The organism is Streptosporangium roseum DSM 43021 (assembly GCF_000024865.1).
Taxonomy (GTDB): Bacteria; Actinomycetota; Actinomycetes; order Streptosporangiales; family Streptosporangiaceae; genus Streptosporangium; species Streptosporangium roseum.
Genome location: NC_013595.1, coordinates 6,813,722 through 6,839,182 on the forward strand (window position 1 = coordinate 6,813,722; position 25,461 = coordinate 6,839,182).

At 70.7% G+C, this 25,461-nt stretch carries 17 protein-coding genes and 1 pseudogene; 4 read left to right on the forward strand and 14 right to left on the reverse strand.

What is annotated here, in order from left to right:
- Window positions 1-52: 52 nt before the first annotated feature.
- Window positions 53-634: a hypothetical protein gene (locus SROS_RS30000; protein WP_148269246.1), complete on the reverse strand. Its 582-nt coding sequence runs from the start codon at window positions 632-634 to the stop codon at window positions 53-55.
- A gap of 190 nt (window positions 635-824) precedes the next feature.
- Window positions 825-1,973 carry an NAD(P)/FAD-dependent oxidoreductase gene (locus SROS_RS30005; protein ID WP_043657056.1) on the reverse strand — a complete coding sequence of 383 codons (1,149 nt, stop codon included), beginning with the start codon at window positions 1,971-1,973 and terminating at the stop codon, window positions 825-827.
- Window positions 1,974-2,817: 844 nt separating this feature from the next.
- Between SROS_RS30005 and SROS_RS30010 the strand changes: the two genes are divergently transcribed.
- The gene (locus SROS_RS30010) at window positions 2,818-3,864 is read left to right on the forward strand and encodes a serine hydrolase domain-containing protein (RefSeq protein WP_218919716.1); all 1,047 of its coding nucleotides are present in this window, start codon (window positions 2,818-2,820) and stop codon (window positions 3,862-3,864) included.
- Window positions 3,865-4,119: 255 nt separating this feature from the next.
- Here the strand turns inward: SROS_RS30010 and SROS_RS30015 are convergent, their stop codons facing one another.
- Window positions 4,120-4,839 carry a response regulator gene (locus tag SROS_RS30015; RefSeq protein ID WP_012892675.1) on the reverse strand — a complete coding sequence of 240 codons (720 nt, stop codon included), beginning with the start codon at window positions 4,837-4,839 and terminating at the stop codon, window positions 4,120-4,122.
- Window positions 4,836-6,062 (reverse strand): sensor histidine kinase, encoded by a 1,227-nt coding sequence (locus SROS_RS30020; protein WP_012892676.1) that lies wholly within the window; start codon window positions 6,060-6,062, stop codon window positions 4,836-4,838. The genes SROS_RS30015 and SROS_RS30020 overlap by 4 nt, the downstream gene beginning before the upstream one ends.
- 279 nt (window positions 6,063-6,341) lie before the next feature.
- Here SROS_RS30020 and SROS_RS30025 point away from each other — a divergent pair, with 279 nt between their 5' ends.
- The gene (locus tag SROS_RS30025) at window positions 6,342-8,552 is read left to right on the forward strand and encodes an MMPL family transporter (protein ID WP_012892677.1); all 2,211 of its coding nucleotides are present in this window, start codon (window positions 6,342-6,344) and stop codon (window positions 8,550-8,552) included.
- A 67-nt stretch (window positions 8,553-8,619) separates the two neighbouring features.
- Here SROS_RS30025 and SROS_RS30030 read toward each other — a convergent pair whose 3' ends face one another.
- Entirely contained in the window at window positions 8,620-10,092 is a 1,473-nt protein-coding gene (locus tag SROS_RS30030; protein WP_012892678.1) for an amidohydrolase family protein, read from the reverse strand.
- On the reverse strand, window positions 10,089-11,342 hold the full coding sequence (locus SROS_RS30035) for an MFS transporter (protein ID WP_012892679.1): 1,254 nt from the start codon (window positions 11,340-11,342) through the stop codon (window positions 10,089-10,091). Before SROS_RS30035 ends, SROS_RS30030 begins: the two co-directional genes overlap by 4 nt.
- Window positions 11,343-11,505: 163 nt before the next feature.
- On the opposite strand from SROS_RS30035, the pseudogene SROS_RS30040 reads away from it, so the two are divergent.
- Window positions 11,506-11,757: pseudogene (locus SROS_RS30040) on the forward strand (IS982 family transposase); the annotation flags it as partial.
- A 154-nt stretch (window positions 11,758-11,911) separates the two neighbouring features.
- Here the strand turns inward: SROS_RS30040 and araA are convergent.
- From araA to SROS_RS30080, 8 genes are all read right to left on the reverse strand, one after another.
- Window positions 11,912-13,393 carry an L-arabinose isomerase gene (gene araA, locus SROS_RS30045; RefSeq protein WP_012892681.1) on the reverse strand — a complete coding sequence of 494 codons (1,482 nt, stop codon included), beginning with the start codon at window positions 13,391-13,393 and terminating at the stop codon, window positions 11,912-11,914.
- Window positions 13,390-14,037, reverse strand: a complete 648-nt coding sequence (locus SROS_RS30050) for an L-ribulose-5-phosphate 4-epimerase (protein ID WP_012892682.1) — start codon at window positions 14,035-14,037, stop codon at window positions 13,390-13,392. The genes araA and SROS_RS30050 overlap by 4 nt, the downstream gene beginning before the upstream one ends.
- On the reverse strand, window positions 14,034-15,689 hold the full coding sequence (gene araB / locus SROS_RS30055) for a ribulokinase (RefSeq protein ID WP_012892683.1): 1,656 nt from the start codon (window positions 15,687-15,689) through the stop codon (window positions 14,034-14,036). The genes SROS_RS30050 and araB overlap by 4 nt, the downstream gene beginning before the upstream one ends.
- A gap of 46 nt (window positions 15,690-15,735) precedes the next feature.
- Window positions 15,736-16,719, reverse strand: coding sequence for a galactofuranose ABC transporter, permease protein YjfF (gene yjfF, locus SROS_RS30060; RefSeq protein WP_012892684.1), 984 nt, complete (start codon window positions 16,717-16,719; stop codon window positions 15,736-15,738).
- The gene (locus SROS_RS30065) at window positions 16,716-17,762 is read right to left on the reverse strand and encodes an ABC transporter permease (protein ID WP_012892685.1); all 1,047 of its coding nucleotides are present in this window, start codon (window positions 17,760-17,762) and stop codon (window positions 16,716-16,718) included. The genes yjfF and SROS_RS30065 overlap by 4 nt, the downstream gene beginning before the upstream one ends.
- Complete coding sequence (locus SROS_RS30070; protein ID WP_012892686.1) at window positions 17,759-19,270, reverse strand: sugar ABC transporter ATP-binding protein; 1,512 nt, start codon at window positions 19,268-19,270, stop codon at window positions 17,759-17,761. The genes SROS_RS30065 and SROS_RS30070 overlap by 4 nt, the downstream gene beginning before the upstream one ends.
- Before the next feature lie 58 nt (window positions 19,271-19,328).
- The gene (locus SROS_RS30075; protein ID WP_012892687.1) at window positions 19,329-20,306 is read right to left on the reverse strand and encodes an ABC transporter substrate-binding protein; all 978 of its coding nucleotides are present in this window, start codon (window positions 20,304-20,306) and stop codon (window positions 19,329-19,331) included.
- Between the two features lie 188 nt (window positions 20,307-20,494).
- Window positions 20,495-21,508, reverse strand: a complete 1,014-nt coding sequence (locus tag SROS_RS30080) for a LacI family DNA-binding transcriptional regulator (RefSeq protein ID WP_043657061.1) — start codon at window positions 21,506-21,508, stop codon at window positions 20,495-20,497.
- A gap of 1,087 nt (window positions 21,509-22,595) precedes the next feature.
- Between SROS_RS30080 and SROS_RS30085 the strand changes: the two genes are divergently transcribed.
- Window positions 22,596-25,427, forward strand: coding sequence for a TIR domain-containing protein (locus SROS_RS30085; RefSeq protein ID WP_012892690.1), 2,832 nt, complete (start codon window positions 22,596-22,598; stop codon window positions 25,425-25,427).
- The last annotated feature ends 34 nt before the right edge of the window (window positions 25,428-25,461 follow it).

Consider the following 25,461-nt stretch of genomic DNA (forward strand, 5'->3'; position numbering starts at 1 on the left):
CGTACGGGAGATCCCGTCCCGTCTCCCACGGAGCCCGGCCGCCGGGCCCGGTTCAGCCGCCGGCGCCCGCGTCGTTGTCCGGCGCGCTGTCACCGTTGGTCGGCAGGTCGCCGCGCTCCACCGGGGTGCGCGATGGCAGGGGTGTCCCGGAACCTTCCCCGGTCACATGCCGCGCTCCGGCCACGGCCGCCTTCAACGCGGCCCGGTCCGCCTCTCCGACGCGGCCGTTCAGCCGGATGTAGTGGTCACCGCTGACCACCGTGTACTCGTGGTGGTCTCCCGCCACGCGGTACCAGCCGACCTCGTCACGCTCGCACCGCACCGCCGCCGCCGGTTCGGCATCCTTGACGGGCGTGTCGGCGCACAGGGCGTCGCTGAACGTGCCGCGGTCGGTCCGGAGCTCCACCTGCCCGCCCTCGGGCGAGACGTAGAAGGCCCCGAAGCCCTCTCCCCCGACCCCGCCGACCGACTGCTCGGCCAGCTCGTACCCCGGCAGGTCGACCACATAGATCAGATCCGGAGCCACCCCCTGGGCACGCGCCTGATCCAGCGCCGCCTGGCTGAGCGTGCCCTCGGATCCGCAGCCGGACAGGACGGCCAGACCAAGAAGTATCGGGAGAACGTGACGTGCCACCCGACCACTCTGCCGCATGGTGGAACCGGTCGCGAACGGATCGGCGCATCGGATCGCTTCGGAACCGCCGGAGCCTCCCGGCGGGATCTCCCCCTGCCTCCCTCCTCCGGGAGACCCTGACCTTCCCGCACCGCGGGAGACCCTGACCTTCCCGCAGGAGACCCTGACGGCTTCCCTCGGGAGTGCTTCCTCACCCTCGCCGGACACCGTTCAGGATCCAGCGGCCGAGCACGGCGCATCCGAGCCTCAGGGGCACGGTGCCCGCGCCGAGACCCACGTCGACCAGCAGGTCGAACACCTCCTGGCGCCGGTCTGCGGTGTCGATGGCGGCGTCGATGAAACCGGGCGACTGGGCGGCGCGGGCGAGCACGTCGGTGGTGCGCAGGTGGCGGCCGAGTGCCTTTCGCAGGGCGTTCCGGTAGGCGGGCAGCGGGTCTCCGGCCGCCTGGACGGCGGCCTCGCCGGCGAGCCTGCCGGAGACCAGCGCGTAGTAGATGCCCTCGCCCGTGAGCGGGTTGACCAGGCCGGCGGCGTCGCCGGCGAGCATCACCCGGCCCGCGCCGGGCCTCGGCCGGCCGGGTGACAGGGGCAGGTGGTGGGCGCGCAGGTCGCGGGCCGGGAGGTGGGGAAGCAGTTCGGCGAGCCGTCCGTGGAGCACTTCGCGGCCGGGCAGTCCGGTGGCGTGCAGCCGGGGCAGGAGCATCCCGAAGCCGACGTTGGCGGTGCCGTCGCCGATCGGGAACGACCACGCGTACGCGGGCCAGCCCTCCTTCTGCATGGCGATGAACTGGACGTCGTCGTCGTCGGGCACGTCGGCGTAGCCGCGGACGGCGATCGCGGTGTGCCTGGCCGGAGAGGCCGGGACGCCGATGAGGCGCCGCACGGTCGAGTTGGCCCCGTCGGCGGCGACGACCGCGCGGGCGGTGAAGGCGCCGTCGACGACGATGTGACCGCCGTGGGCGGCGAGGGCGCGGACGCGATGGCGGCGGACCTCGACGCCGCGCGCCCGGGCGGCGTCGACGAGGCGGGCGTCGAAGACCGTGCGGGGGACGACGTGGTTGGGCCGGGCGACGGTGGCGCAGACGCGCGCGCCGCCCGGGGAGACCACTGTCAGGCGCCGCGTCGGCCGGTAGTCGGCGATGAGATCGGGGACGCCGAGCAGGGCGAGCTCGTCGCGGCCGTGGGCGGCGACGCCGTCGCCGCAGGCCTTGTCACGGGGGAAGTCGGCCCTGTCGAGCAGGAGCACCCGCGCGGCCGGTCGGAGCTGCTTGGCGCGGAGGGCGGCCGCCGAGCCCGCGGGGCCGCCACCGACGATCACCAGATCCCACACGTCATCCACCCAGGTGAGCCTTCCACGGTACGGCCCGGCGAAACCGCTCCGCCACGGGCCCGGCCGGATCATCCGCCGGCCGCCACCGCGCCGGAGCTCTCGTCCCGTTTTCGCCCAGACGATTGAGTCCAAGGGGTAGCGGCACAGAGACATGGCCGCGGAGATAGCACGAGGGTGTCGCAGGATGCCGGTCACCTCCCCGCTGTTCATCCGGTGGCGGGCCCGGGGCAAGGCGGCCCGGATGAAGGAGATGGACTTTTCCCACCCAGACCTCGCACGTCCCGGCTCCACCGGGGCCATCGGCGTGCACGCGGGAGGGCCGACGGCTTGACCGGGCAGGCGGCATGGACGGTCCCCGGGTTCGCCTGCCCCTGCCTGGCGCCGCGACGAAAGGCTGAAGCCGCCCGGGACGACGGACAGAGCCCGGCGTCAGCCTGCTGCTGAGCCCCGCCATCCAAGGCAGTCCGCGGAGCCGTATCCGGATCGGGACCAGGACCAAGGTCCTGGTCCCGATCCGGGGGAAGGACCCAGGGCCCCGGCCCGGATCATCCGCCACCAGGAGGTTTGCCGCCTCTCGAAGTGATGGTCTGGATATCGGGCTGGAGCCCCCGGCAGACGCTTGTATTCAAGTCCGTCCGCCGGAGGACATCGTGATCCGCGCCCTGACCGGATACTCCACCAGACACCCATGGTGGGCAGCATCGAATCCGCCGGGAGGCAAAGAATGATTATGAAGAGTGTGAGCTGGCGTCGTTTCCATGCGGTCGTGGCGTCAGCGGCCGTGGCCGCGTCCGTCGGTGCGCCGACGGTGGGTCCGGCTCACGCATCGTCGTCCCGATACGATCGGGCGGCCTTGCAGGCGGATCTGGATGCGATCCGCGACGCCGGCACGCTGGGAGTGCAGGCGCGGGTGATCTCACCCGGCGGTGACCTGGCCGCGGCGAGCGGTACGGCGGTGCGGGGCCGCAACGTGCCGATCCCGCTCGACGGGCACTTCCGGATGGGCAGCAACACCAAGACCTTCGTCGCTGCTGTGATCTTGCAGTTGGAGGCGGAGGGCCGCCTGTCCCTTGACGACAGCGTCGAACGGTGGCTTCCCGGGCTGGTGCGCGGCAACGGCAACGACGGGCGCGCGATCACCATCAGAAACCTGCTCCAGCACACCAGCGGCCTGTATGACTCCGTGGGCGACATCGAGGAGAAGATGCGCACCGAGCGGGGCTACCGCACCTACCGGTTCCTGCGCATGAACCCGCGGCGGCTGGTGGCTCTCAGCGTCGGCCACCGCCCGCTCTTCGCCCCCGGCGCCCGCTGGAGCTATTCGAACATCAACTACCTCTTGGCCGGGCTGGTCATCGAGCGGGCCACCGGGAACTCCTGGCGCAAGGAGGTGAAGCGCCGGATCATCACGCCGCTGCGGCTGCGGAACACGACGTTGCCCGGCGACTCCCCGCTCCTGCCCAAGCCGCACGTGCAGAGCTACACCGAGGACGCCAAGACCTCCCGGCCGTTCCGCGTCACCCTGCTCAGTCTCGGCTGGGCCGGTGCGGCGGGGGAGGCCGTCACCACCACCGGCGACCTGAGCAGGTTCTGGCGTGCGCTGCTGGGCGGGAAGCTACTGCCGCCGCAGCAGCTGAAGAAGATGACGACCACGGTTCCCATCGGCGCGCCCGGCAGGGAGTTCGGCCTGGGCATGGCCAAGCAGCGACTGAGCTGCGGGGTCACGGCCTGGTCGCACCCCGGCGGCACACCCGGGTTCATCACCGACAACGCCGTCACCCAGGACGGCCGCACCAGCGTGATCGTCTCACGCACCACCTACCCCGGCACACGAGAGCAGGGCCAAGCCACTGCCCGCCTGATCGACAACGCACTCTGCGGCACCTCATCGACCGACTGATCATCCCGTGCGGCAGGACCGGTGGCGATGGTCATGGGGTGCCGCGGCGGCACCCCTCGCCGTCGAGTGGTGCCGGGGGTATCCGAGCGGCTGCCGGTGGCCGCGGCGGTGACATCCCCGGCCACCAACCGCGCACCGGTGCTACCGAGGACGGCCGCGCCGTCCTCGCCGACAGCGCACCCGCCAAGCAGGACCCCTGATGTCCTGGCCCTTCCCGACACCACCCCGCGCGGGAAGTGAGCGCACCGCTCTCCGCTATCCGGTGTGCCCGTCACCGGGCGGGTCCCCGGCCGCCACGCGGGCGGTGACCAGGCCCGATTCGTAGGCCACGATGACCGCCTGGGCGCGGTCGCGGACGGCGAGCTTGTCGAAGATGCTGGTGATGTAGTTCTTGACCGTGGAGAGGCTGATGTCCAGGGTGCGGGAGATCCCGGTGTTGTCGAGGCCGGTGGCCATCAGACGCCACACCTCGACCTCGCGGGGCGTGAGTTCACCCAGGCCGGTGGGGGTCGGCCGCGTACCGTGGGGTGCCCGTACGTAGGTGGAGATCAGCCGGGTGAGCAGGCGCGGCGCGACGGCGGCCTCACCGGCGTGGACGGTGCGGATCGCCGCGCTCAGGTCCTCCGGGGAGCTGTCCTTGGGCAGGAACCCGTAGGCTCCCGCGCGCAGGGCGCCCACGACGTACTCGTCGAGGTCGAAGGTGCTCAGGGCCAGGACCCGGCAGTCGGGCACGGTGGCGGCGAGTTCCCTGGTCGCGCCGACCCCGTCGAGGACGGGCATCCGGATGTCCATCACCACGACGTCGGGGCGCAGTCGGCGGGCGAGGGTGACGGCCTGCGCGCCGTTCTCGGCCTCTCCCACCACCTCGAAGGACGGGTCGGGGGAGAGGATCAGCGACAGGCCGCGCCGGACCAGCGGCTGGTCGTCCACGATCAGCACCCTGATCCTCGGCAGCGTCGGCCCGGTCCCGGTCATCGATGTGCCCCCTCGTGCTGGACGGCCGCCTCGGCCGCCTCGTCCATGGTCAGCGGCAGGTCGGCCGCCACGGCGAACCCCCCGCCGGCCTGCGGGCCGGCGCTGAGGGTGCCGCCGTGCAGGGCGACGCGCTCGCGCATACCGATCAGGCCGTAACCGCCGGAGCCCGCCGTCGGTGCCCTCTCCTGCGGCGGTGTGCCCCCGCCGTCGTCCCACACCTCGACGGTGATCCGCTCCTGGCGGTACGTCAGCCGTACGGACGCGCGGGCGGGCCCCGCGTGCTTGCGGGCGTTGGTGAGGGCTTCCTGGGCGATCCTGAACACCGTGAGGCCGACGGTCGGCGGCAGCGGGCGCCGCGGCCCGCGGACGCTGAACTCGGTCGGCAGCCCGGCAAGGCGGGACTCGGCCACCAGGCGGTCGAGGTCGTCGGCGCCGGGCTGGGGCAGCGACGGCGCGGCCTCCGGTTCGTCGCCGGCCCGCAGCACGTCGAGGAGCTGGCGCATCTCGCGCAGCGCGAGCCGCCCGGAGGACTCCAGGGTGACCAGGGCGTCCCGGACCACCTCCGGTTCGGCGATGTTGGCCCGGGCTCCGCCGGCCATCAGCTGCATGGTGGTGATGTGGTGGGCCACGATGTCATGCAACTCCCGTGCGATACGGCGGCGTTCGTCAGCCACCGCACGGTCGGCGAGGAGTCTGCGGTTGGCCGCCACCTGTTGCTGCCAGCGGTTGACCGCCATGGCGGCGCCGACGACGATCAGGGTGGACAGGGGCGCGAAAACGGCGTCCTGCCAGGGCGGAACCCGGCCGCCGCTCTGGCTCAGCAGCATCAGCGACACCGTCGCGACGGCCGCGACCGCGGTCACCCGGCTGCGGCAGGCCCTGGCGACCGAGTACAGGGCGACCAGCAGGACGGCACCGAAGTGGCTGGGCAGCGGCACGGTCAGGGTGGCCGTCGCATCGAGCACCAGTACGGCGGCGAGCGCCGCCACCGGATGGCGGCGCCGAGCGAGCAGCGGCAGGGCCGCCAGCGCGACGAGGAGGAACCCGACCACGCTCACGGCGTATCGGCCGTCGGGGTCGTCGAAGAACACGTAGCTGAGCAGGTTCATCACACACGCCCCGCCGGTCACGAGTGCGTCGTTGCGGGTCCACGGCGGCTCGGCGCTGTCGATGTGCGGCAGCTCCCGGGCATCGCCAGGCCCGACGTGTCGGTCCCTGGGCATGTCTGTTCCCCCTGTATCCGGCCTCCCGGCCCCCGGACCAGGGTTGCACAGCAGCCGCGGCGGCAACGCCGTCGGCGGCGGTTCGCGGCCCCCGTCCCGGACTCGGCCCGGTCCGGGACCAGGACCCTGGTCCTGGTCCCGGACCGGAGGAAGGCCCCAGGGCCCCGGTCCGGATCATCCGCCACCAGGAGGTTTGCCGCCTCTCGGAGTGATGGTCTGGATACCGGCCGGGAGCCCCCGGCAGACGTCCGCAGTCAATACCGTCCGCCGGAGGACATCGTGATCCGTGCCCTGACCGGATACTCCACCAGACACCCATGGAGGGTCATCGCCCTCTGGGCGGTGCTGGGTGTCGTGCTGAGCGCCCTGACCCCGACACTGATCGCCGGCGTCACCCAGAACCAGACCGGGGACTTCCTGCCCCGCAGCTACGACTCGGCCGCCGCGCTGCACATCGCCCAGGAGCGGTTCGGGGTGAACCCCGACGCCACCACCGTGACGGTGCTGGTCGCCCGGTCCGACGGCAAGGCCCTCAGCGCCGCCGACCGGAAGCGGGTCGAGGCCGAGGCGGCGAAGCTGGGCAAGCGCCGGGTGATCATGCCGAGGGAAGACGACGGCCCGCAGTTCCTGGTCCCGGACCGCTCCCAGACGCCCCGGATCGCCCCGGCAATGACGGCGCCCGACCGGAGTTTCGAACTGCTCTCCGTCGAGCTGATCGGCAATCGCACGGACAAGGGGGTCCAGGGCGTCTACCGGACCTTCCGGGACGCCGCCCGGACGCAGTTCTCCGAGGCGGGGATGCGCACCGGTTTCACCGGTGCTCTCGCCGACACCGTCGACACCACCGATTCCCACAAGACCGCCGCGACGGTCGGGGGCGCCCTCATCATGGGACTCGTCATCCTGCTCAACGTTCTGGCGTTCCGCAGTGCGCTGGCAGCCCTGCTGCCGCTGCTCGCGGTCGCCATGATCGGCTTCGTGGCGACCGGAGCCGTCGTGGGTGGCGCGATGCTCACCGGGCGCAAACTCGACCCGGGCATCACGGGGATGATCAATGTGGTCCTGCTCGGCATCGGCATCGACTACCTGCTGTTCCTGCTGTTCCGCTTCCGCGAGCAACTGCGGGCCCGGCCCGAGCAGTCCGCCCGCGAGGCGGCCGCGCAGGTCTCCGCCCGGGTGGGCACCGCGATCACCTCGGCGGCGCTGACCATCGTGGCCGCGTTCGCCACGCTGGGCGTGGCGACCTTCGGGCAGTTCCGCTCGATGGGCCCCGCGATCGCCATCGCGGTCCTGGTGACGCTGCTCGGCAGCCTCACCCTGCTGCCGGCACTGCTCGCGGCCGCCGGGCGCAAGATGTTCTGGCCCTCCCGGACCCTTGGCCACGAGCCGCGCGAGGGCCGTGCCGCCCGCTTCGGGGCGCTGGTCACGCGACGACCGCTGACGATGCTGACCGGCTCCGTCGCCCTGCTTGCCGCGCTGGCCGCCGGGCTGGTCGGCATCCACATGGACTACGGCCGGGGCGGCTCCGATGCCCGGACCCCCGCCGCGGCCACCGCGGCCGAGATCTCCCGCACGCTGCCGGCCGGCGTGTCGGACCCGACGAGCGTCTTCGTCACCGCCACCGACGGCGGCGTCCTCACCACCGGCCGGCTCGACGGCCTCTCCCGTGCGCTCACCCAGGTCAAGGGCGTGGGCCAGATCGCACGGACCGTCCTGAACAACGACCACCGTGCTGCCCGGATCGACCTGTACACGACCGCGGACCCGCAGAGCCAGCAGGCCCGCGACCTGGCCTCCGGACCGATCCGGGCCGCGGTCGCCCAGCACACGCCCGCCGGGACGGCGGCATACGTGGGCGGAACGGCGGCGATCTTCGCCGACATCTCGACCGCCGTCGACCACGACCTGAAGATCGTGTTCCCGGTCGCGGCCGGGCTGATCGCGCTGATCCTCCTGCTGCTCCTGCGCAGCCTGCTCGCACCGGTGGTCCTGATGTTCTCCGTCGGGCTCGGCTTCGCCGCGACCCTCGGTGCCGCCACGCTGCTGTTCCAGCACGTCCTCGGCACCCCGGGCGTCAGCTACACCCTCCCGCTGGTGCTGTTCCTGTTCGTCGTGGCGCTGGGCACCGACTACAACATCCTCATCGCCGACCGGATCCGGGAGGAGATGCGGCGACCGGGCCCGGCCCGCGCCGCCGTAGCCCGCGCGGTACGGCACACGACACCGGCCATCGCGACGGCCGGCCTGGTACTGGCCGCCTCCTTCGCCAGCCTCATCACGTCCCCGGGCAACGAGCAGATGGCCTTCGCGATGACGCTCGGCATCATGCTCTCCGCGCTCGTCGTGTCGCTGGTGCTGGTCCCCGCCCTCGCCGCACTCCTCGGCCGGGCCATGTGGTGGCCGCTCCGCCCGCGGCCCACCAAGGACGGCCACAGGCAGGACCGTGCGACCGAACCTGCCCCGGAACCCGACCGGGTCACGGCCTGCTGAGGCTTGGACCGGAGCCCGGCCCCGAAACGGCGGTCGGGGCCGTCAACCAGACGACCCGGATCAGGCATCAGGCTCTGACAGCGCGCCCGGGCAGGGCGGTCGGCAACAGATGCTCGTCGCGGACCACGAACCGGCCGCCGACAAGGACGTGAACGAACCCGGCGGAATGCCTGACCGTCTCGGTGTAGGTGGCACGATCGCTGACGGTCTCGGGGTCGAAAACGGTCAGGTCGGCGTCGCAGCCCGCCTGAACACGGCCCTTGCGCCGCATCGCCGGAACACCCGAGCCCACCACGTCGGCGGGGATGAGCGTGCACCGGCGCACAGCCTCGGGCAGCGACAGGACACCGTTCTCCCGGACGAGCCTGCGCAGCGTCCGGCCGTAGGTGCCGGCCGTACGAGGGTGGGTGACGGCGTCGGGCCCGAGCGGCCAGGAGAACGGGTCGGACGCCCCCGAGCGCCACAGGAGGGGTACGGCGTCAGTGGCGACAGCGGCGTCGGTGAAGGTGAGGGCCCGCTGGATGTAGTCGAACTGGGCGGGGTCATCCTCGTCGAGCAGATGGACGAAAGCCGCCGAGCCGGGTTCGCTCTCGCGGATTCGACGCAGGGTGTCGGCGTCGGGGATACGCCCCTCGGCACCGAGCAGGCCGATGGAGTGCGGGGTCAGCCCGCGCCGGTGAAGGAGCTCCGGGGCGAGGAAGGCCGCGCCGACGCCGGTCATGCCCGCGCCGTAGGGGTAGGCCTCGGTGGTGACGCGCGAGCCTTCGGCACGAACCTTCTCCACCAGGCCGAGCACGCGGTCGACATGGCGGATGGAGGTGCTGTTGACGTGGCAGTAGTGCATGTGCGCGCCGGTCTCGGCGGCGGCGCGGACGATCTCCTCGGCGCCGTCGACGGGAGTGGTGGGGTCCATCTCGACAAGTTCGCGGGCGTGGGTGTAGGTGGGCAGCCCGACGCTGGCGGCGAGGGCGGCCACGGCGAGGTACTCGGAGGGATCGACGCGGGGCGCGTAGCCGACGAGGATACCGATGCCGAGCGCGCCGTCGCCGAGGTCGCGCTCCAGCATGCCGACGATGCGGTCGACGACATTTCGCGGAGCGGCGCGCTGCCATTCCTCGCGGCCGATGTTGGCGAGAAAGTCATCCCTCAGGTCGCCGCTGGTGTCGAGGCCGAGGAGGACGGCCATACGGGCCACGGCCCAGGAGGTGGCGAAGCCGTAGTTGAGGGGCCTGCCCTCGATCTCGGCCCTGCGGTAGGCGGCGGCGACCGGGTAGGCGCCGGCCTCGAGTTCCAGGACGGTGGTGACGCCGTCGAGCGCCTGCAGGCGGTGGCCGGCGACGTCCATGCTGTGGCTGTGCAGGTCGATGAAGCCCGGACTGACGACCAGGCCGGTCGCGTCGACGGTGGTGACGCCGTCAAGTGGCTGGTCGGAGACGGCCTGGATGACCCCGCCGCTGACGCCGACGTCGCGTACGGCGTCCAGACCGGTCTCGGGGTCGATGACCCGGCCGCGGGCGAGGACCAGATCGTATGTCGTCACGCGAGCTCCTTCGTTCCGAGGCTGAACTGCTCAGGGCGCTGGGGCACGATCAACGCGATCAGCGCGCCGAGGACGGTGGTGGCGATGAGCAGGCCGAAAGCAGCGGTGTAGGAGAACTTGTCGACCAGGAAGCCCATGAGGACGGGGGCGAGGACACCGGCGACCTGACCGCCGACGTTGACGACGCCCATGCCGGATCCGATGACGGCGGGCGGCAGGGCGCGCACGGGCATGCCGAGGATGCCCATCGAGGAAAGGCCCGCCACGCCCATGGCGAGGGTCTGGTAGACGGTGAACCCGACAGCGGAGTCGGCCATCAGCATGAGCACCAGGAGCACGGCGGTGACCAGGAGCAGGGGGATGACGTAGAGCCGGACCCTGTCGTGGAAGAAGTGGTCGAACAGCCAGCCGCCGAGGAAGACGGTCGCGCACGCGACCAGGCCGGGGATGGCGGACATGACACCGGTGTTGATGAGGGAGATGCCGCGCTCCTCCAGCAGATAGCTGGGCACCCAAGTGATCAAGCCGTAGCCGAGCATGTTGGTGGTGCAGAAAAGGGCGGCGAACTTCCAGACCGATGGCGAGCGCATGACGGCGCCGAGGCCGGTCCCCTTGTCCTGAACGACGTCGGAGCCGTTGAGGTGAGCGGGCAGCGCCTTGGGCAGCAGCTTCCAGAGCAGAACGCCGATGGCGACGCCGGCGGCGGCGGTGACCCAGAAGGTGTGGCGCCAGCCGAGGGCGAGGATGAGCGGCGCGACGATGAGCGGGGCGACGCCGGCACCGAGCTGGTTGGAGGCGAGCATGGCGCCGGCGGCGGTGGCGCGGACGGCGGGGGTGGTGCGTTCCGCGATGGCCTTGAAGGACGCGCCGGGAAAGAGGCCCTGGCCGACGCCGAAGAGAGCACGGATGACGAGGAGGGATGCCAGACCCCAGGCGATACCGGTGAGGGCGGTGAAGACCGACCAGAGCAGCAGAGAGACCATGAGTTGGCGGCGGGCGCCGAACTTGTCGGCGAGGATGCCACCCGGCACCTGGCACAGCAGATAGACCAGGGAGAAGGCGGTGATCAGCCAGCCTTGCTCGGTCTTGGTGAGCGCGAACTCCTCGCCGATGAACGGCAACGCGACGGCCATCATCACCCGATCGACGTAGTCGATCACCCAGACGCCCATGAGCAGGCCGACGGTGACGGTCGCCGTTTTACGTATTTGCGCGGGCGCCAGGGTGGAGGTGCCTTCGGCGAGTCCCATTCACAGGCCTCCGGAGCTAGATCAATGTTCAAGCAACCCTCCATCACGTCACCCGGGAGTGCTTCGTGCAGGAACATGAAGTCGGGGCCGCCGGCGGTGCGATCGCACCAAGATCTGTCCACCGGTGGTGAAACGCCTCGATGGTGCTCCACCCGGGTCCAGGCTCGGGTTCACCTCCGAGCGGCGCCGGCTGCGCTACGCCCAGGCCGAACTGGCCGGCCTGTTTCCCCGCCTGCCGGGCCGGTCCGGGTACGGCAAGCGGCTGCGTAAGGCATCCGCCCTGGTCACCCGCATGATCAGGGTGCTCGGTGCCGACACCTCGTTGTGGAGCGATGATGTGTGGGTGGCCGATTCCACCCCGGTGGAGTGCGGCCGCTCCCGCGAGACGGTCAAGCGCAGCGACCCGGCCGGATGGCCGATCAAACGATCCCTGATCGCCTATGACCACTGAACGTGGCCAGACCCCTTGGACTCAACCATCTAGCGCCGGGGGCCGCCGTCGGCGGTGGCCCGCGCGGGCGTCACCGTGCTCACGGCCAGGGTGAGCGCGGCGCCCCCTGCCCTCACCGTCAGAATCCCTGGGCGAGGCGGTAGTAGGCCTGGTTCCAGCGCAGTTCCTTGGCGAACCCGCGTGGCGTGGTGTCGGCGTCGATGACGAGCAGTTCGACACCGAGCATGTCGGCGAAGTCGGTGAGTTCCTCGGCGCCGACCGCGGCCGACAGGACGGTGTGGTGCGGGGCGCCGGCGGTGAGCCACGCCTCGGCCGAGGTGCGCAGGTCGGGCCGGGGCCTCCAGACCGCCCTGGCCACGGGCAGGTTCGGCAGCGGCTCGACCGGGGCGACCACGTCGACCTCGTTGGCGACCAGCCGGAACCGCTCCCCCATGTCGGCCAGGCCGACGACGACGGCGGGGCCGGGCTCGGCGTCGAACACCAGCCGGACCGGATCCTCCCGGCCGCCGATGCCGAGCGGGTGGATCTCGCACGACGGGACGCCCGAGGCGATCGTCGGGCAGACCTCCAGCATGTGCGCGCCGAGGATGAGCTGCTGTCCCGGCGTCAGGTGGTAGGTGTAGTCCTCCATGAACGAGGTTCCGCCCGGCAGTCCGGCCGACATCACCTTCAGCGTGCGCAGCAGCACCGAGGTCTTCCAGTCGCCCTCGCCACCGAAGCCGTAGCCGTCGGCCATCAGGCGCTGCACGGCCAGGCCCGGTAGCTGCCGCAGCCCGCCGAGGTCCTCGAAGTTGGTGGTGAACGCCTTGAACCCGCCCGCCTCCAGGAAGTGGCGCAGGCCCAGCTCGATCCGGGCCGCGTAGCGCAGGGAGTCGTGCCGCTCGCCGCCGGCGCGCAGCTCGGGGGCGACCTGGAACAGGTCCTCGTACTCCTTGACCAGCGTGGCGACCTCGGTGTCGGAGGAGGCGTCGACCGCGGCCACCAGGTCGTTGACGCCGTAGGTGTTGACCGACACGCCGAACCGGAGCTGGGCCTCGACCTTGTCGCCCTCGGTCACCGCCACGTCGCGCATGTTGTCGCCGAACCTGGCCAGCCTGAGCGAGCCCACCTCGGCCCGGCCTGCCGCCGCCCTGGCCCACGCCTCGATCCGCGCCGCCACGGAGGGGTCGCTCACGTGGCCGGCCACGGTCTTGCGGGGCACTCCGAGCCTGGCCTGGATGTAGCCGAACTCGCGGTCACCGTGCGCCGCCTGGTTCAGGTTCATGAAGTCCATGTCGATGGAGCTCCACGGCAGTTCCAGGTCGGCCTGGGTGTGCAGGTGCAGCAGCGGCTTGCGCAGGGCGTCCAGGCCGGCGATCCACATCTTGGCCGGGGAGAAGGTGTGCATCCACGCGATCAGCCCGACGCACTCGTCGGAGGAGTTCGCCTCCAGGCACATCCTGCGGATCGCCGCGGCGTCGGTGAGCACCGGCTCCCACTCGACCTCGAAGGGGAGCGCCTCGTCCAGGGCCGCGGCGATCCGCTGGGACTGCTCGGCCACCTGGCGCAGCGTGTCCTCGCCGTAAAGCCCCTGACTGCCGGTGAGAAACCAGACCTTCAACGCTGACTCCTTTGCCCATAAACGTTCTGGTAGCGGTCGTACAAGCGGTCGATGTCGCCCTGCGGGATCGGCAGCGGTTCGCCGAGCTGCCGGGACAGATGGACGGTACGGGCGACGTCCTCGCACATGACGGCGGCCTTCACCGCCGCCTTCGGGGAGTCGCCGATGGTGAAGACCCCGTGGTTGCGCATGAGGACCGCCGGGGAGCGGTGGCTCTCCAGGACGGCGACGATCCCCTTGCCGATGTCGTCGTTGCCGATCAGGGCGAAGGGGCCCACGGGGATCTCACCGCCGAACTCGTCGGCCATCGCGGTCAACACGCACGGGATCGGCTCGCCGCGTGCCGCCCAGGCCGAGGCGTAGGTCGAGTGGGTGTGCACCACGCCGTTCACCTCGGGCATGTGCCGGTAGACGTAGGCGTGCGCGGCCGTGTCGCTGGACGGGGAGAACGCGCCCTCGACGAGGTTGCCCTCCAGGTCGCACACGACCATCGCCTCGGGGGTCAGGTCGTCGTAGGAGACACCGCTCGGCTTGATGACGAACAGGTCCTCCCCGGGCACCCTCCCCGAGACGTTCCCCGCGGTCCAGGCGACCAGGTTGTTGCGTACCAGCTCCCGGTGGAGTGCGCAGACGGTCTCTCTCATGCGATCCCCTCGTTCCGGATGGCGCGGAGCCGGTGCAGCAGCGCACCGTCCGCGAAGTGGTCGTGCAGGTTGCGGTATTCGGCGTACAGCCGGTCGTAGGCGTCCGCCCGCCCGGCGTCGGGCACGTAGGCCGCCTCGGTGCGCTTGCCCATGGCGGCGGCGGCCGCGGTGACGTCCTCGTAGGCGCCCGCGGCGACCGCCGCGTGGATCGCCGAGCCGAGCGCCGGTCCCTGGTCGGAGCCGATCACCGACAGCGGGCGGCGCAGCACGTCGGCGTAGACCTGCATGAGGAACCGGTTCTTCAGCAGCCCGCCGGCGACGACGAACTCCTCCACCGGCACCCCCGCGGCCTCGAACGCCTCCACGATCACGCGGGCGCCGAACGCGGTGGCCTCGATGAGCGCCCGGTAGGTGTCCTCGGGCCTGGTCGCGAGCGTCTGGCCGACGACCATCCCGGAGAGGTTGTGGTCGACCAGCACCGAGCGGTTGCCGTTGTGCCAGTCCAGCGCGACCAGCCCGTGCGCGCCGACCTTCTGGGCGGCGGCCAGCTCGGTGAGATACTCGTGCACGGTGATGCCGCGGCTGCCGGCCTCCCGCGAGTAGGAGGCGGGCACCGAGGTCTCGACGAACCAGGCGAAGACGTCGCCGACGCCCGACTGGCCCGCCTCGTAGCCCCACAGCCCCGGCACGATGCCGTCACGGACCACGCCGCACATGCCCGGCACCTCGGCGAGCCGGTCGGACGGCATGACGTGGCAGGTCGAGGTGCCCATGATGGCGACCATCTGGCCGGGCCGTACCGCGTCCGCGGCGGCGGCCGTGACGTGCGCGTCGACGTTGCCGACGGCGACGGCGAGTCCCTCGGGGAGCCCCGTCCATCCGGCGGCCCGCGCGGTCAGCCGGCCGGCCAGGCCGCCGAGAGGGGACAGTTCCCGGCCCAGCTTGCCGGTGAAACCGGTGAAGGCGGGATTGAGCTCGGCCAGGAAGTCCTCGCCGGGATAGGCCCCGTCCTGGTGGATGCCCTTGTAGCCGGCGGTGCAGACGTTGCGGCTCTCCACGCCGGTCAGTTCCCAGATGATCCAGTCGGCGGCCTCGATCCAGCGCTCGGCCCTGCCGTACACCTCGGGGTCCTCCTCCAGCACCTGAAGGCCCTTGGCGAACTCCCATTCGGAGGAGATCCGGCCGCCGTAGCGGGGCAGCCAGCTCTCGCCCCGCCGCTCGGCGAGGGCGTTGATCCGGTCGGCGTGCGGCTGCGCCGAATGGTGCTTCCACAGCTTCGGCCAGGCGTGCGGCCTGTCCCTCAGCTCCGGCAGCTCGCACAGCGGAAGGCCCTGCGCGGTGGCGGGCAGCACGGTGCAGGCGGTGAAGTCGGTGCCGATGCCGATGACCTGCGACGCGGAGACCCCCGAGGCGGCCAGCGCCTCCGGCACCGCGTTGCGCAGCACCTCACGCCAGTCCTGCGGCGACTGCAGCGCCCAGTCCGCCCCGAGGCGCGCACCGGTGCCGGGGAGCCGGTCCTCGATCACGCGGTGGGCGTACTCGTGCACGGCGCTGCCGGCCTCGGCGCCGTCGGCCACCCGCACCACGACGGCGCGGCCCGACAGCGTGCCGAAGTCGACACCGACCACGTAACGTTCGTTGTTAACGTTCACACAATCTCCAGTGATCAGGTGCGGCTCCGCCGTACCACTGAACGACCTAGGTACGGCGGCGCACCGAGATGAGGCGCTGCAGCAGGATGAAGACCAGCAGGAGCAGACCGATGAAGATCTTGGTCCACCAGGAGCTGAGCGTGCCCTCGAAGCTGATGATCGTCTGGATCAGGCCCAGGACGAGCACGCCGAGCACGGTGCCGAACAGGTAGCCCGAACCGCCGGTCAGGAGCGTGCCGCCGATGACGACCGCCGCGATCGCGTCCAGCTCCATGCCGACCGCGTGCAGGCCGTACCCCGACAGCATGTAGAGGGAGAGCAGCACGCCGCCGAGCGCCGAGCAGAAGCCGCTGATCGTGTAGACCGCGATCTTCGTCCTGGCCACCGGCAGGCCCATGAGCAGCGCCGACTGCTCGCTCCCACCGGTCGCGTAGACGTTGCGGCCCAGGCGGGTGTAGTGCAGCACGTAGGCCGCGACGAGGACCACCACCAGCGCGATGACCACGCTCGGCGAGACGGACATGCCGCCCGGCAGGTCGACGCGGGCCTGGGCGAGGGCGGTGTAGGTCTCGTCGGTGATGGAGATCGAGTCGGTGCCGATCGTGTAGCACAGGCCCCTGGCCAGGAACATCCCGGCCAGCGTCACGATGAACGGCTGGATCTCGAAGTAGTGGATGATGCAGCCCATCGCCCAGCCGAGCGCCGCGCCGATGGCCAGCACCAGCGGGATCACCGCCGCCGGCGGCCAGCCCTGGTCCGTGACGAGGCTCGCCGAGATCATCGTCGACAGCGCGACCACCGCGCCGACCGACAGGTCGATGCCGCCGGTGAGGATCACGAACGTCATGCCGACCGCGACGACGAGCAGGAAGGCGTTGTCGATGAAGACGTTGAGGACGATCTGGCCGGTGGCGAAGCTGTCGTAGCGGACGCCGCCGGCGACGAACATCGCGACGAACAGGCAGGCGGTCACCAGGACCGGGATGTATTTCCTCGGGACCGCGCGGCGGCCGGTGACAAGGACGCTCACGCCGGGACCTTCACCTTCTCCTCGGCCGCCGGTGGCGCCGTCACCGGGCGTCTGCGGCGGTGGAAGACCTTCTCGCGGAAGGCCGGGGACTGGAGCAGGCACACCACGGTGACCACGAGCGCCTTGAACAGCAGCGTCGTCTCCGGAGGCACGCCGATCGAGTAGATCGTGGTGGTCAGCGTCTGGATGATGAGCGCGCCCAGCACGGTGCCGCCGAGCGAGAACCGGCCCCCCGCCAGCGAGGTGCCGCCGATGACGACGGCGAGGATGGCGTCCAGCTCGATCCAGAGACCGGCGTTGTTGCCGTCGGCGCTGGAGACGTTCGAACTGATCATGAGCCCGGCGATGCCCGCGCACAGCGCGGCGAACGTGTAGACCGCGATGATCACGCCGCGTGAGCGGATGCCCGCCAGGCGGCTGGCCTCCGCGTTCCCGCCGACCGACTCGATGAGCAGGCCCAGGGCCAGGCGCCGGGTGAGCGCCGCGGTCAGCGCGAGGACCGCCAGCACGATGAGGATGCCGAACGGCAGCGTGAGCCAGTAGCCGCCGCCGATGAGCTTGTACGGCCCGCTGTTGACGGTGATGATCTGGCCGTCGGTGATGAGCTGGGCCAGGCCGCGTCCCGCGACCATGAGGATCAGCGTCGCGATGATCGGCTGGATGCCGACGCCCGCGACGAGGAAGCCGTTCCACACCCCGAGGACCAGGGAGAGCACGAGGGCGAGGCCCGCGGCCGCGACCACGCCGGAGACGGCGTTCTGATCGTCCATGCCGCTGATCCGCAGGCAGGCCAGGGCACCGGTGATCGACACGACCGAGCCGACCGACAGGTCGATGCCGCCGGTGGCGATGACGAGCGTCATGCCGAGTGCGACGAGGATCAGCGGCGCGCCGAACCGGACGATGTCGATCAGGCTGCCGTAGAGGTGGCCGTCGCGCATCTGGACGGCGAAGAAGTTGTCGGTGAACAGCAGGTTGGTCAGCAGCAGCGCGGCCAGGATGACGGCGGGCCAGAGAAGCCGGTGCCTGAGGACGGTGTTCATGCGCGGGCTCCGCTCGCGATCGTCTCCATGAGGACGTCGGTCGTGAGGTCGTCGTCGTTGTCCAGCTCGGCGACCAGCCTGCGGTCGCGCAGCACACCGATCTTGTGGCTGAGCCGCAGCACCTCCTCCAGCTCGGCGGAGATGAACAGCACGGCCATGCCGCCGTCGGACAGGGAGGCGACCAGGCGCTGGATCTCGGCCTTGGCGCCGACGTCGATGCCCCGGGTGGGCTCGTCGAGGATGAGCAGGCGGGGTTCGAGGATGAGCCAGCGGGCCAGCATCACCTTCTGCTGGTTGCCGCCGCTGAGGTTCCTGATCAGCTGCTCGGGGTTGGCCGGGCTGATCTTCAGCACGGAGACGTACTTCTCGACCAGCTCGTCCTGCCTGCGGCGCGGGATCGGCCGGCTCCAGCCGCGTGCCGCCTGCAGGGCCAGGATGAGGTTCTCCCGCACGGTGAGGTCGGGGATGAGCCCCTCGGCACGGCGGTTCTCCGAGCAGAAGGCGATCCTGTGGTTCATGGCCGCCCGCGGGGTGCGCAGGCTCACCGGCCGACCGTCGATCTTGAGGGAGCCGGTGCCCGCGTGGTCGGCGCCGAACAGCAGACGGGCGATCTCGGTGCGCCCGGAGCCGAGCAGCCCGGCCAGGCCGACGACCTCGCCCTCGTGGATGGTGAGGGTGAACGGCTCGACGGCCCCGGCCCTGCCCAGATCCTCGGCCTCCATCAGGGCTTTGGTCTCCCGGGCGAGAGGCTTGCCCTCCAGCTTCTCCAGGTCGGCGAGCTCGCGGCCGATCATCTTGCCGACCAGCTCGACCTGGCCGAGCTCGCTGGTGAGGTGCTCGCTCACGAGCCGGCCGTTGCGCAGGATCGTCATGCGGTCGGAGATCTCGTAGACCTGGTCGAGGAAGTGCGAGACGAACAGGATCGCGATGCCCTCCTCCTTGAGCTTGCGCATCACCCGGAAGAGCTGGGCCACCTCCCCGGTGTCCAGGCTGGAGGTGGGCTCGTCCAGGATCAGCACCCGGGCCGAGATGTCCACAGCCCTGGCGATCGCAACCATCTGCTGCACGGCCAGCGAGTAGGCCGACAGCGGTGCCGACACGTCGATGTCGAGCTCCAGCCGGGCGAGCAGCTCGGCGGCCCGGCGGCGCATCCGGCCCCACTGGATCCGGCCCAGGCGGCGCGGCTCGCGGCCGATGAAGATGTTCTCCGCGACCGAGAGGTTCGTACAGAGGTTGACCTCCTGGTAGACGGTGCTGATCCCGGCCTGCTGGGCGGCGAGCGGACTGGCGAAGGCGACCTTCTCGCCGCCCAGTTCGATCTCTCCGGCGTCGATGTCGTAGACACCGGTGAGGACCTTGATGAGGGTCGACTTCCCGGCGCCGTTCTCCCCCATGAGCGCGTGCACCTCTCCCGGCAGCAGCCGGAAGTCGACGCCGGAGAGCGCCTTCACGCCGGGGAACTCTTTGCTGATCCCGCGCATCCGCAGGATCGGGACGGGTGCGGCCATGCGGCGTCCACCTTCCTCGACGGGGGACGGGTCGCTCCGGGAAGCGGCCCGTCGGCGATCAGTACTGGCGGCTCGGCAGGGCTTCCTTGGCCTGCTCCTGCGTGAAGGTGGTCTCCTCCGTCACGACGCGGGCCGGGATGCTCTCCCCCTTGACGGCCTTCGCGGCCAGGTCCATCAGCTGGGGGCCGAGCAGCGGGCTGCATTCGACGATGTAGCTGATCTTGCCGTCGGCGAGGGCCTGCATGCCGTCCTTGACGGCGTCGATCGTGATGATCTTGATGTCCTTGCCGGGCACCTTGCCCGCGCCCTCGATCGCCTCGATGGCGCCGAGACCCATGTCGTCGTTGTGCGCGTAGAGCACGTCGATGTCCGGGTTGGCCTTCAGGAAGGCCTCCATGACCTCCTTGCCCTTGGCGCGGGTGAAGTCGCCGGTCTGCGAGGCGATCACCTTGAACTTGGGGTCGGTCCCGATGGCCTCGGCGAAGCCCGCCTTGCGGTCGTTGGCCGGCGCCGAGCCGGTGGTGCCCTGCAGCTCGACGATGTTCACCGGATCCTTGGTGTCCTTGAACTCCTCGGTCAGCCATTTGCCGGCCTTGCGGCCCTCCTCGACGAAGTCCGAGCCGAGGAAGGTCTTGTAGAGGCTGGTGTCCTTGGAGTCCACGGCCCGGTCGGTGAGGATGACCGGGATAGCGGCGTTCTTGGCCTCCTTGAGCACGGTGTCCCAGCCGGACTCCACGACCGGCGAGAAGGCGATGACGTCCACCTTCTGCTGGATGTAGGAGCGGATGGCCTTGATCTGGTTCTCCTGCTTCTGCTGCGCGTCGGAGAACTTCAGCGTGACTCCGGCGGCCTCCGCAGCCGTCTGGACGGACTTGGTGTTGGCGGTGCGCCAGCCGCTCTCGGCGCCGACCTGGGAGAATCCCATCGTGATCTTGCCGTCGCCGGCGGAGCCGCCCGACCCGCCGTCGCCGCCGCATCCTGCCATCGTCATCGTGACGGCGCCGGCCAGCAGCAGCGCCGAGATCCTCTTGAACATGGTGGGGGGTCCTTTCCTCCTGTGAGCGTCCTACTGGGAGCGCTAACATCGCCGCGGTGAATCCGGCGCTCTCCCGCTTTCCTTCTCCGCACTGCTCCGCCCGTGACGCGCTCTCCGCCCGCGCACGGCTCCGCTTCCGTTCCGGTACCACTCTGTGGGGCTGGTTCTGTACGGCTGGTTCGGTACGGCTAGTTCTGCACGTTTCCGTACGGCCGGCGCGAGGGCGAGGCGCTGGCCCTGGCGACGAACTCGGGTGGCACGACGAGACGTTCGCGCGCGAGCGGCCCGTCCGCTTCGATCTGCCTCAGGAGCACCTCGATGCTGCACCTGCCCACGGCCCCGAAGTCCTGCCTGACGGTGGTGAGAGGAGGGGAGAAGAACTCCGACTCCGGGATGTCGTCGAAACCCACGACGCTCATCTGCTCGGGAACCCGTACCCCCTCCTCGGCCAGCGCCCGCAAGACGCCGAGCGCCATCTGGTCGTTGGCCACGAAGACCGCGGTGACGTCGCCCGCCATCGCGGCCAGCCGCCGGCCCGCCACGTAGCCGGAACGCGGGCTCCAGTCGCCGTCCAGCGGGTCGGGGACCGGGCGCCCGGCGGCGGTCAGGACGTCGCGCCAGCCGGCGATCCGCCCCTCGGCCTCCAGCCAGTCCGAAGGACCGCTGACATGCCAGACCGTGTCGTGGCCCATGTCCAGGAGATGTTCGGTGGCCATCCTGGCGCCCGCGACCTGGTCGACGCTGACCACGGAGATGTCCCCGGCGTGTCCGCCCTCCACGGCCACGACGGGAATGCCCGCGGGCAGGTCGTCGAGGGCCTGGGCGGCCGAACGCTGCGGCGCGACCACGACGATGCCGTCCACGCCCTGGTCGGCGAGGTAGTCGAGCGCGTCGCGCACACCCGCCCTGTCGATGGTCCGCAGGCTGACGATGCTCACGAAGTAGCCCGCCGTCCTGGCCGCCTGCTCGATGCTGTAGACCGTGCTGGCCGGGCCGTAGAGCGTGGTGTCGAAACTGACCACCCCCAGCCTGCGTGAATGCCTGGTCACCAGGGCGCGGGCGACGAAGTTGCGGCGGTAGCCCAACTGGTCGATCGCCGCCAGGACCCGGGTGCGGGTCTCGGCGCGGACGTTCGGGTGGTCGTTGAGCACCCGGGAGACCGTCTGGTGTGACACGCCCGCCACCCTGGCGACATCGGCCATCACGGGAGGGCGGCGCTCCGAGGTCGATCCCACAGGTTGCTCCTCTCCCGGCTGCTTTCCCGGCTCCGACTTTCCCGGTCGGGCTCCCCCGACCAGGCCTTCCCTGCCGAACTGTCCGGCCGGGAGGGTCCCGGCCGAGGTCCCCGGCTGGGGGTTTTACCGGCTTGGGCAAGACTGTGAACGTTAACAAAGCCTCCCGTCAAGGACCCGCCCGGTCACGGTCCGGTCACGCGAAACGCCCCGTCAACGCCCTATTGACGTGGCGGCACATCAGGTTCTTAACTGTTGGCCGTTCTCCGTTGTTAACGCTCACTTCGCCGCCAAGCCTTTTTGTTAACGCTAACAAAATGCCGAGGAGCCCTCCATGCGGGAAGAAAGACCTGGTCACCGGTCTTATGCGCGACACCGGTCGCCGACCTGCTCGCAGGACAGACCGCATCGGCCGGGCCGCCGGACCGATCCCCCAGGGCACGGCCGTCGACCGGAAGGAGGTCAAGGGCGCCTTCACCTCCGGCTTCGCCCCCGGGACCGGCCCTCCCCCGGGCAGGGCTCCCGGTCCGACCGGAGGTGGGACTCCGCCCGCGGCCAGAGGGCCGACCTGGTCGACGAGCACTACCACCACAACAGCCCCGAGTGGTTCCTGGCCGACAACCACCGCTACGACTCCTACGACCGCAACGGGCCAAGCCGTCCATCGCGACGTCGAGCACCACCGTCACCCTGGTGATGAAACCCGCGTAACCGGACACGTCCGATGACGCGGAGGTCGCCCCTTCCACAACAGGGATGAGCCGCCCGTCCGAAGAGGCGGCTCCCGGCACAGGAGATCGACGGCCTCCGGGGGAAAACGAGTGAAACGTTATCCCCGGCGAGGAGATGTACCAACAGGATGCACCAAGCGGAGGCGTCGCCATCGGACGGAGGCCGACGATGGTAAAGAGCTCGCAGGAAGCCGCTTTCCCCCTGTTCAAGGCCGTGACTCCGGACAGGCGGATGAGGATGGCCGGTCGCCTGAGTCCGAGATCCGACCAGCTCCCGCCGGCGGAGGCCGTCCATGCGACCCGGACGCCGGAGCGGAGGGCGTCGCATGAGTGACCAGACGCCTCCGGGGACCGGCGCCGTCCCGGAGGACTCAGGCGAGATTCCGGAGAGCTCGGGCAAGATTCCGAAGGGCGCGGGCGAGGAAGGCCTTTCCTACGACGCGTTCATCTCCTACAGCACCGCCTCCGACGCGGTCCTCGCGCCCGAACTCCGCCTGGCCCTGCACCGGCTGGCCCGGCCCTGGTATCGCCGGCGCGCTTTACGGGTGTTCTGCGCCCCCTCGGACCTGGCCGCCAATCCGCAGCTCTGGGTCAAGCTGGAAGACGCCCTCACCGCATCCCGGTATCTGATCCTGCTCGCCTCGCCCGAATCCGCCGCCTCGACGTGGGTCGCCCGGGAGGTGGCCTGGTGGCGCGAGCACCGCAGCCCGCAGACACTGCTGATGGCGATCACCGGCGGCACAGTGCTGTGGCGCGAAGAGGACGGCGACTTCGACTGGAGCCGGACAAGCGCCGTGCCGCCACAGCTCTCCGGGTATTTCACCGAGACACCGCTCTGGACCGACCTGCGCGGCATTCCCGCGAACGAGCCGCGAGCCATGAGCCTGGAGGACGAGGCCCGGTTCCAGAACTGCGTCGCGACTCTCGGAGCGGCCGTCCACGGCCGCCCCAAGGGTGACCTGATCGGCGAAGACGTCCGCCAGCATCGGCGTGCTCTGCGCACGGCATGGTCGGCCGCGGCCGTGCTGCTCGTGCTGGCCCTCGTGGCCGGCGGCCTGGGACTGATCGCCCGTCAGCAGACCGGTGTCGCCCGCGCCCAGCAGACACGCGCCGAACATGAGGCGGCTGTGGCGTTCTCGCGCTATTTCGCCATCCAGGCCGAAGGGCAGGCCCGTGCGAATCCGCAGCTGTCGATGTTGCTGAGCGCGGCGGCGTGGAGAACCGAACCGACCGAGGAGGCCAGGGCGGCCCTGCTCGCCAAGGCCGGGCAGTGGCGGTCCATCCGGGCGTTCCTCTCCGACCCGGACGGTACGAAGGTCAACGATATGAAGCTCAGCCCGGACGGCGAGATGCTCGCCACCGCGAGGAGCGACGGCCGGGTGGTGCTGTGGGATCCCGCCGGCCGTACCCGGCTCCGCACGCTGGAGACCGGTGTCAACACGCCACATGCCATCGCCTTCACCTCCGACGGCCGGCGGCTGGCGGTCGGCGGCGCGGACGGCGCGCTGTCCGTCTGGGACGTGCGCGACGGCCGCCGCATCACGACACTCAGCGTCGACGGGTACCGCTCGGACATCTTCTCGCTGGCGGCCAGCGGGAACTTCCTGCTGGCCGCCGGTGACGACGAGGGCCGGGTCGTGGTGTGGGACCTGGAGGGCAACCGGCCGTTCGCCCTGATCAAGGGGCACCGGGGGACCGTAACCGGTCTGGCCTTCAACGCGAAGGCCGACATGCTCGCCTCCGCGTCCGCCGACGGCACGGTCAAGCTGTGGCAGCCGGGCGAGACGGCCGTGCAGAGCAAGGCGACGGCCACGCTGGCGGTCCCCGGCCAGTCCGGAAGATTCACACCGGTCACCTTCAGCCCGGACGGCCGGTTCATCGCCGCCGGAACCTACGGGAACACGATCGGAGGCGCGGTCGTGTGGGATGTGCGGACCCGCCGGGTGGTGCATCGCCTCAACGGCCACTACACCCCCGTCCACGCGCTTGCCTTCCTCGGCCACAGCGGGGGTCTGCTGGCCACCGGCGGAGCCGACAACCGGGTGCTGCTGTGGGATCTCGCCGACGAGGACATCGTCGACCGCTACGAGGCGCACACCGGCCCGGTGACGGCGATAGCGCCCAGTAAGGACTCCCGGACCCTCTACACCGCGGCATGGGACGGCAACGTCATCCTGTGGGACCTGCTCGGCTCCCCGGTGAGCACGCCCGGCGGCGCCGCCCGGGCCGTGGCCATCAATCCGGACGGAAAGAAGCTGATCAGCGGCGGCAGCGAGGGCGTGCTCTCCGTCGTCTCGCTCACCGACCCGGAGGATACCGAGGAGCTTCGCGTCCCGGGCGGGGCCGCGATCACCCGCATCGTCACCAGCCGGGAGAGAGACCAGATCGCGATCGCCACCCGCAACGAGGTGTGGCTCAACGATCCAGCGGAGTCCACGGCCACCCGGCTGCCGAAGGCACCGGCGCGCGTGGCGGGTCTCGCGTTCAGTCCCGACGGCCGGAGCCTGGCGGCCGGGGGCGCCAACGGAATCGTCCTGTGGGACACCACCACCCGCAAGGCGACCAGCATCGGCTCCGACCGGGTCCTCTACGACTCCGTCGCGTTCAGCCCGGACGGACGGATCCTAGCCGCGGGCGCCGGCGACCTCGACATCTGGCTCTGGGACACGGCCACCGGCAAGCTGATCGGCAAGCTCGGCGGACACTTCAACACCGCGTCCGGCCTGGCGTTCTCGCCGCACGGTGACCTCCTGGCCTCAGCCGGGCTCGACGGCCGGATCATCCTGTGGGACGTGAAAACCCGTAAGGCCATCCACGTCCTCACCGGACATCCGATCGGAGCGGGCCGGGTCCTCTTCACATCCGACGGTCGCACCCTCATCTCCAGCGACGTCAACGGCAACATCATCCTGTGGGACGTGAACCGCGGACTCCAGCTCGCCCTGCTTCCCATGCCGGGCGACCAGGTGCTCGACATCACCCTGACCCCGGCAGGGGACAAAGTGCTCGCCGCCTACATGAACGGCCGCGTGCTCGCATGGACGACGGACGTGTCGACCGCCCTCAACCAGGTCTGCAAAATCGTCGGCCGCGACCTCACCGCCCCCGAGGCACGGCGATTCCTCCTCAACGGCGTGTCACGAACCCCATGCCCCTGACAGAGAACGGAACACCGGATCAAAAAGGAAAAAA

Excerpts from the sequence above, each read along its gene's own strand:
- SROS_RS30070 (WP_012892686.1), bottom strand. The coding sequence starts at position 19,270 with ATGGCCGCACCCGTCCCGATCCTGCGGATGCGCGGGATCAGCAAAGAG.
- SROS_RS30015 (WP_012892675.1), bottom strand. The coding sequence starts at position 4,839 with ATGACCGGGACCGGGCCGACGCTGCCGAGGATCAGGGTGCTGATCGTG.
- SROS_RS30075 (WP_012892687.1), bottom strand. The coding sequence starts at position 20,306 with ATGTTCAAGAGGATCTCGGCGCTGCTGCTGGCCGGCGCCGTCACGATG.
- SROS_RS30020 (WP_012892676.1), bottom strand. The coding sequence starts at position 6,062 with ATGCCCAGGGACCGACACGTCGGGCCTGGCGATGCCCGGGAGCTGCCG.
- SROS_RS30065 (WP_012892685.1), bottom strand. The coding sequence starts at position 17,762 with ATGAACACCGTCCTCAGGCACCGGCTTCTCTGGCCCGCCGTCATCCTG.
- SROS_RS30080 (WP_043657061.1), bottom strand. The coding sequence starts at position 21,508 with ATGGCCGATGTCGCCAGGGTGGCGGGCGTGTCACACCAGACGGTCTCC.
- SROS_RS30035 (WP_012892679.1), bottom strand. The coding sequence starts at position 11,342 with ATGGGACTCGCCGAAGGCACCTCCACCCTGGCGCCCGCGCAAATACGT.
- SROS_RS30050 (WP_012892682.1), bottom strand. The coding sequence starts at position 14,037 with ATGAGAGAGACCGTCTGCGCACTCCACCGGGAGCTGGTACGCAACAAC.
- SROS_RS30085 (WP_012892690.1), top strand. The coding sequence starts at position 22,596 with ATGAGTGACCAGACGCCTCCGGGGACCGGCGCCGTCCCGGAGGACTCA.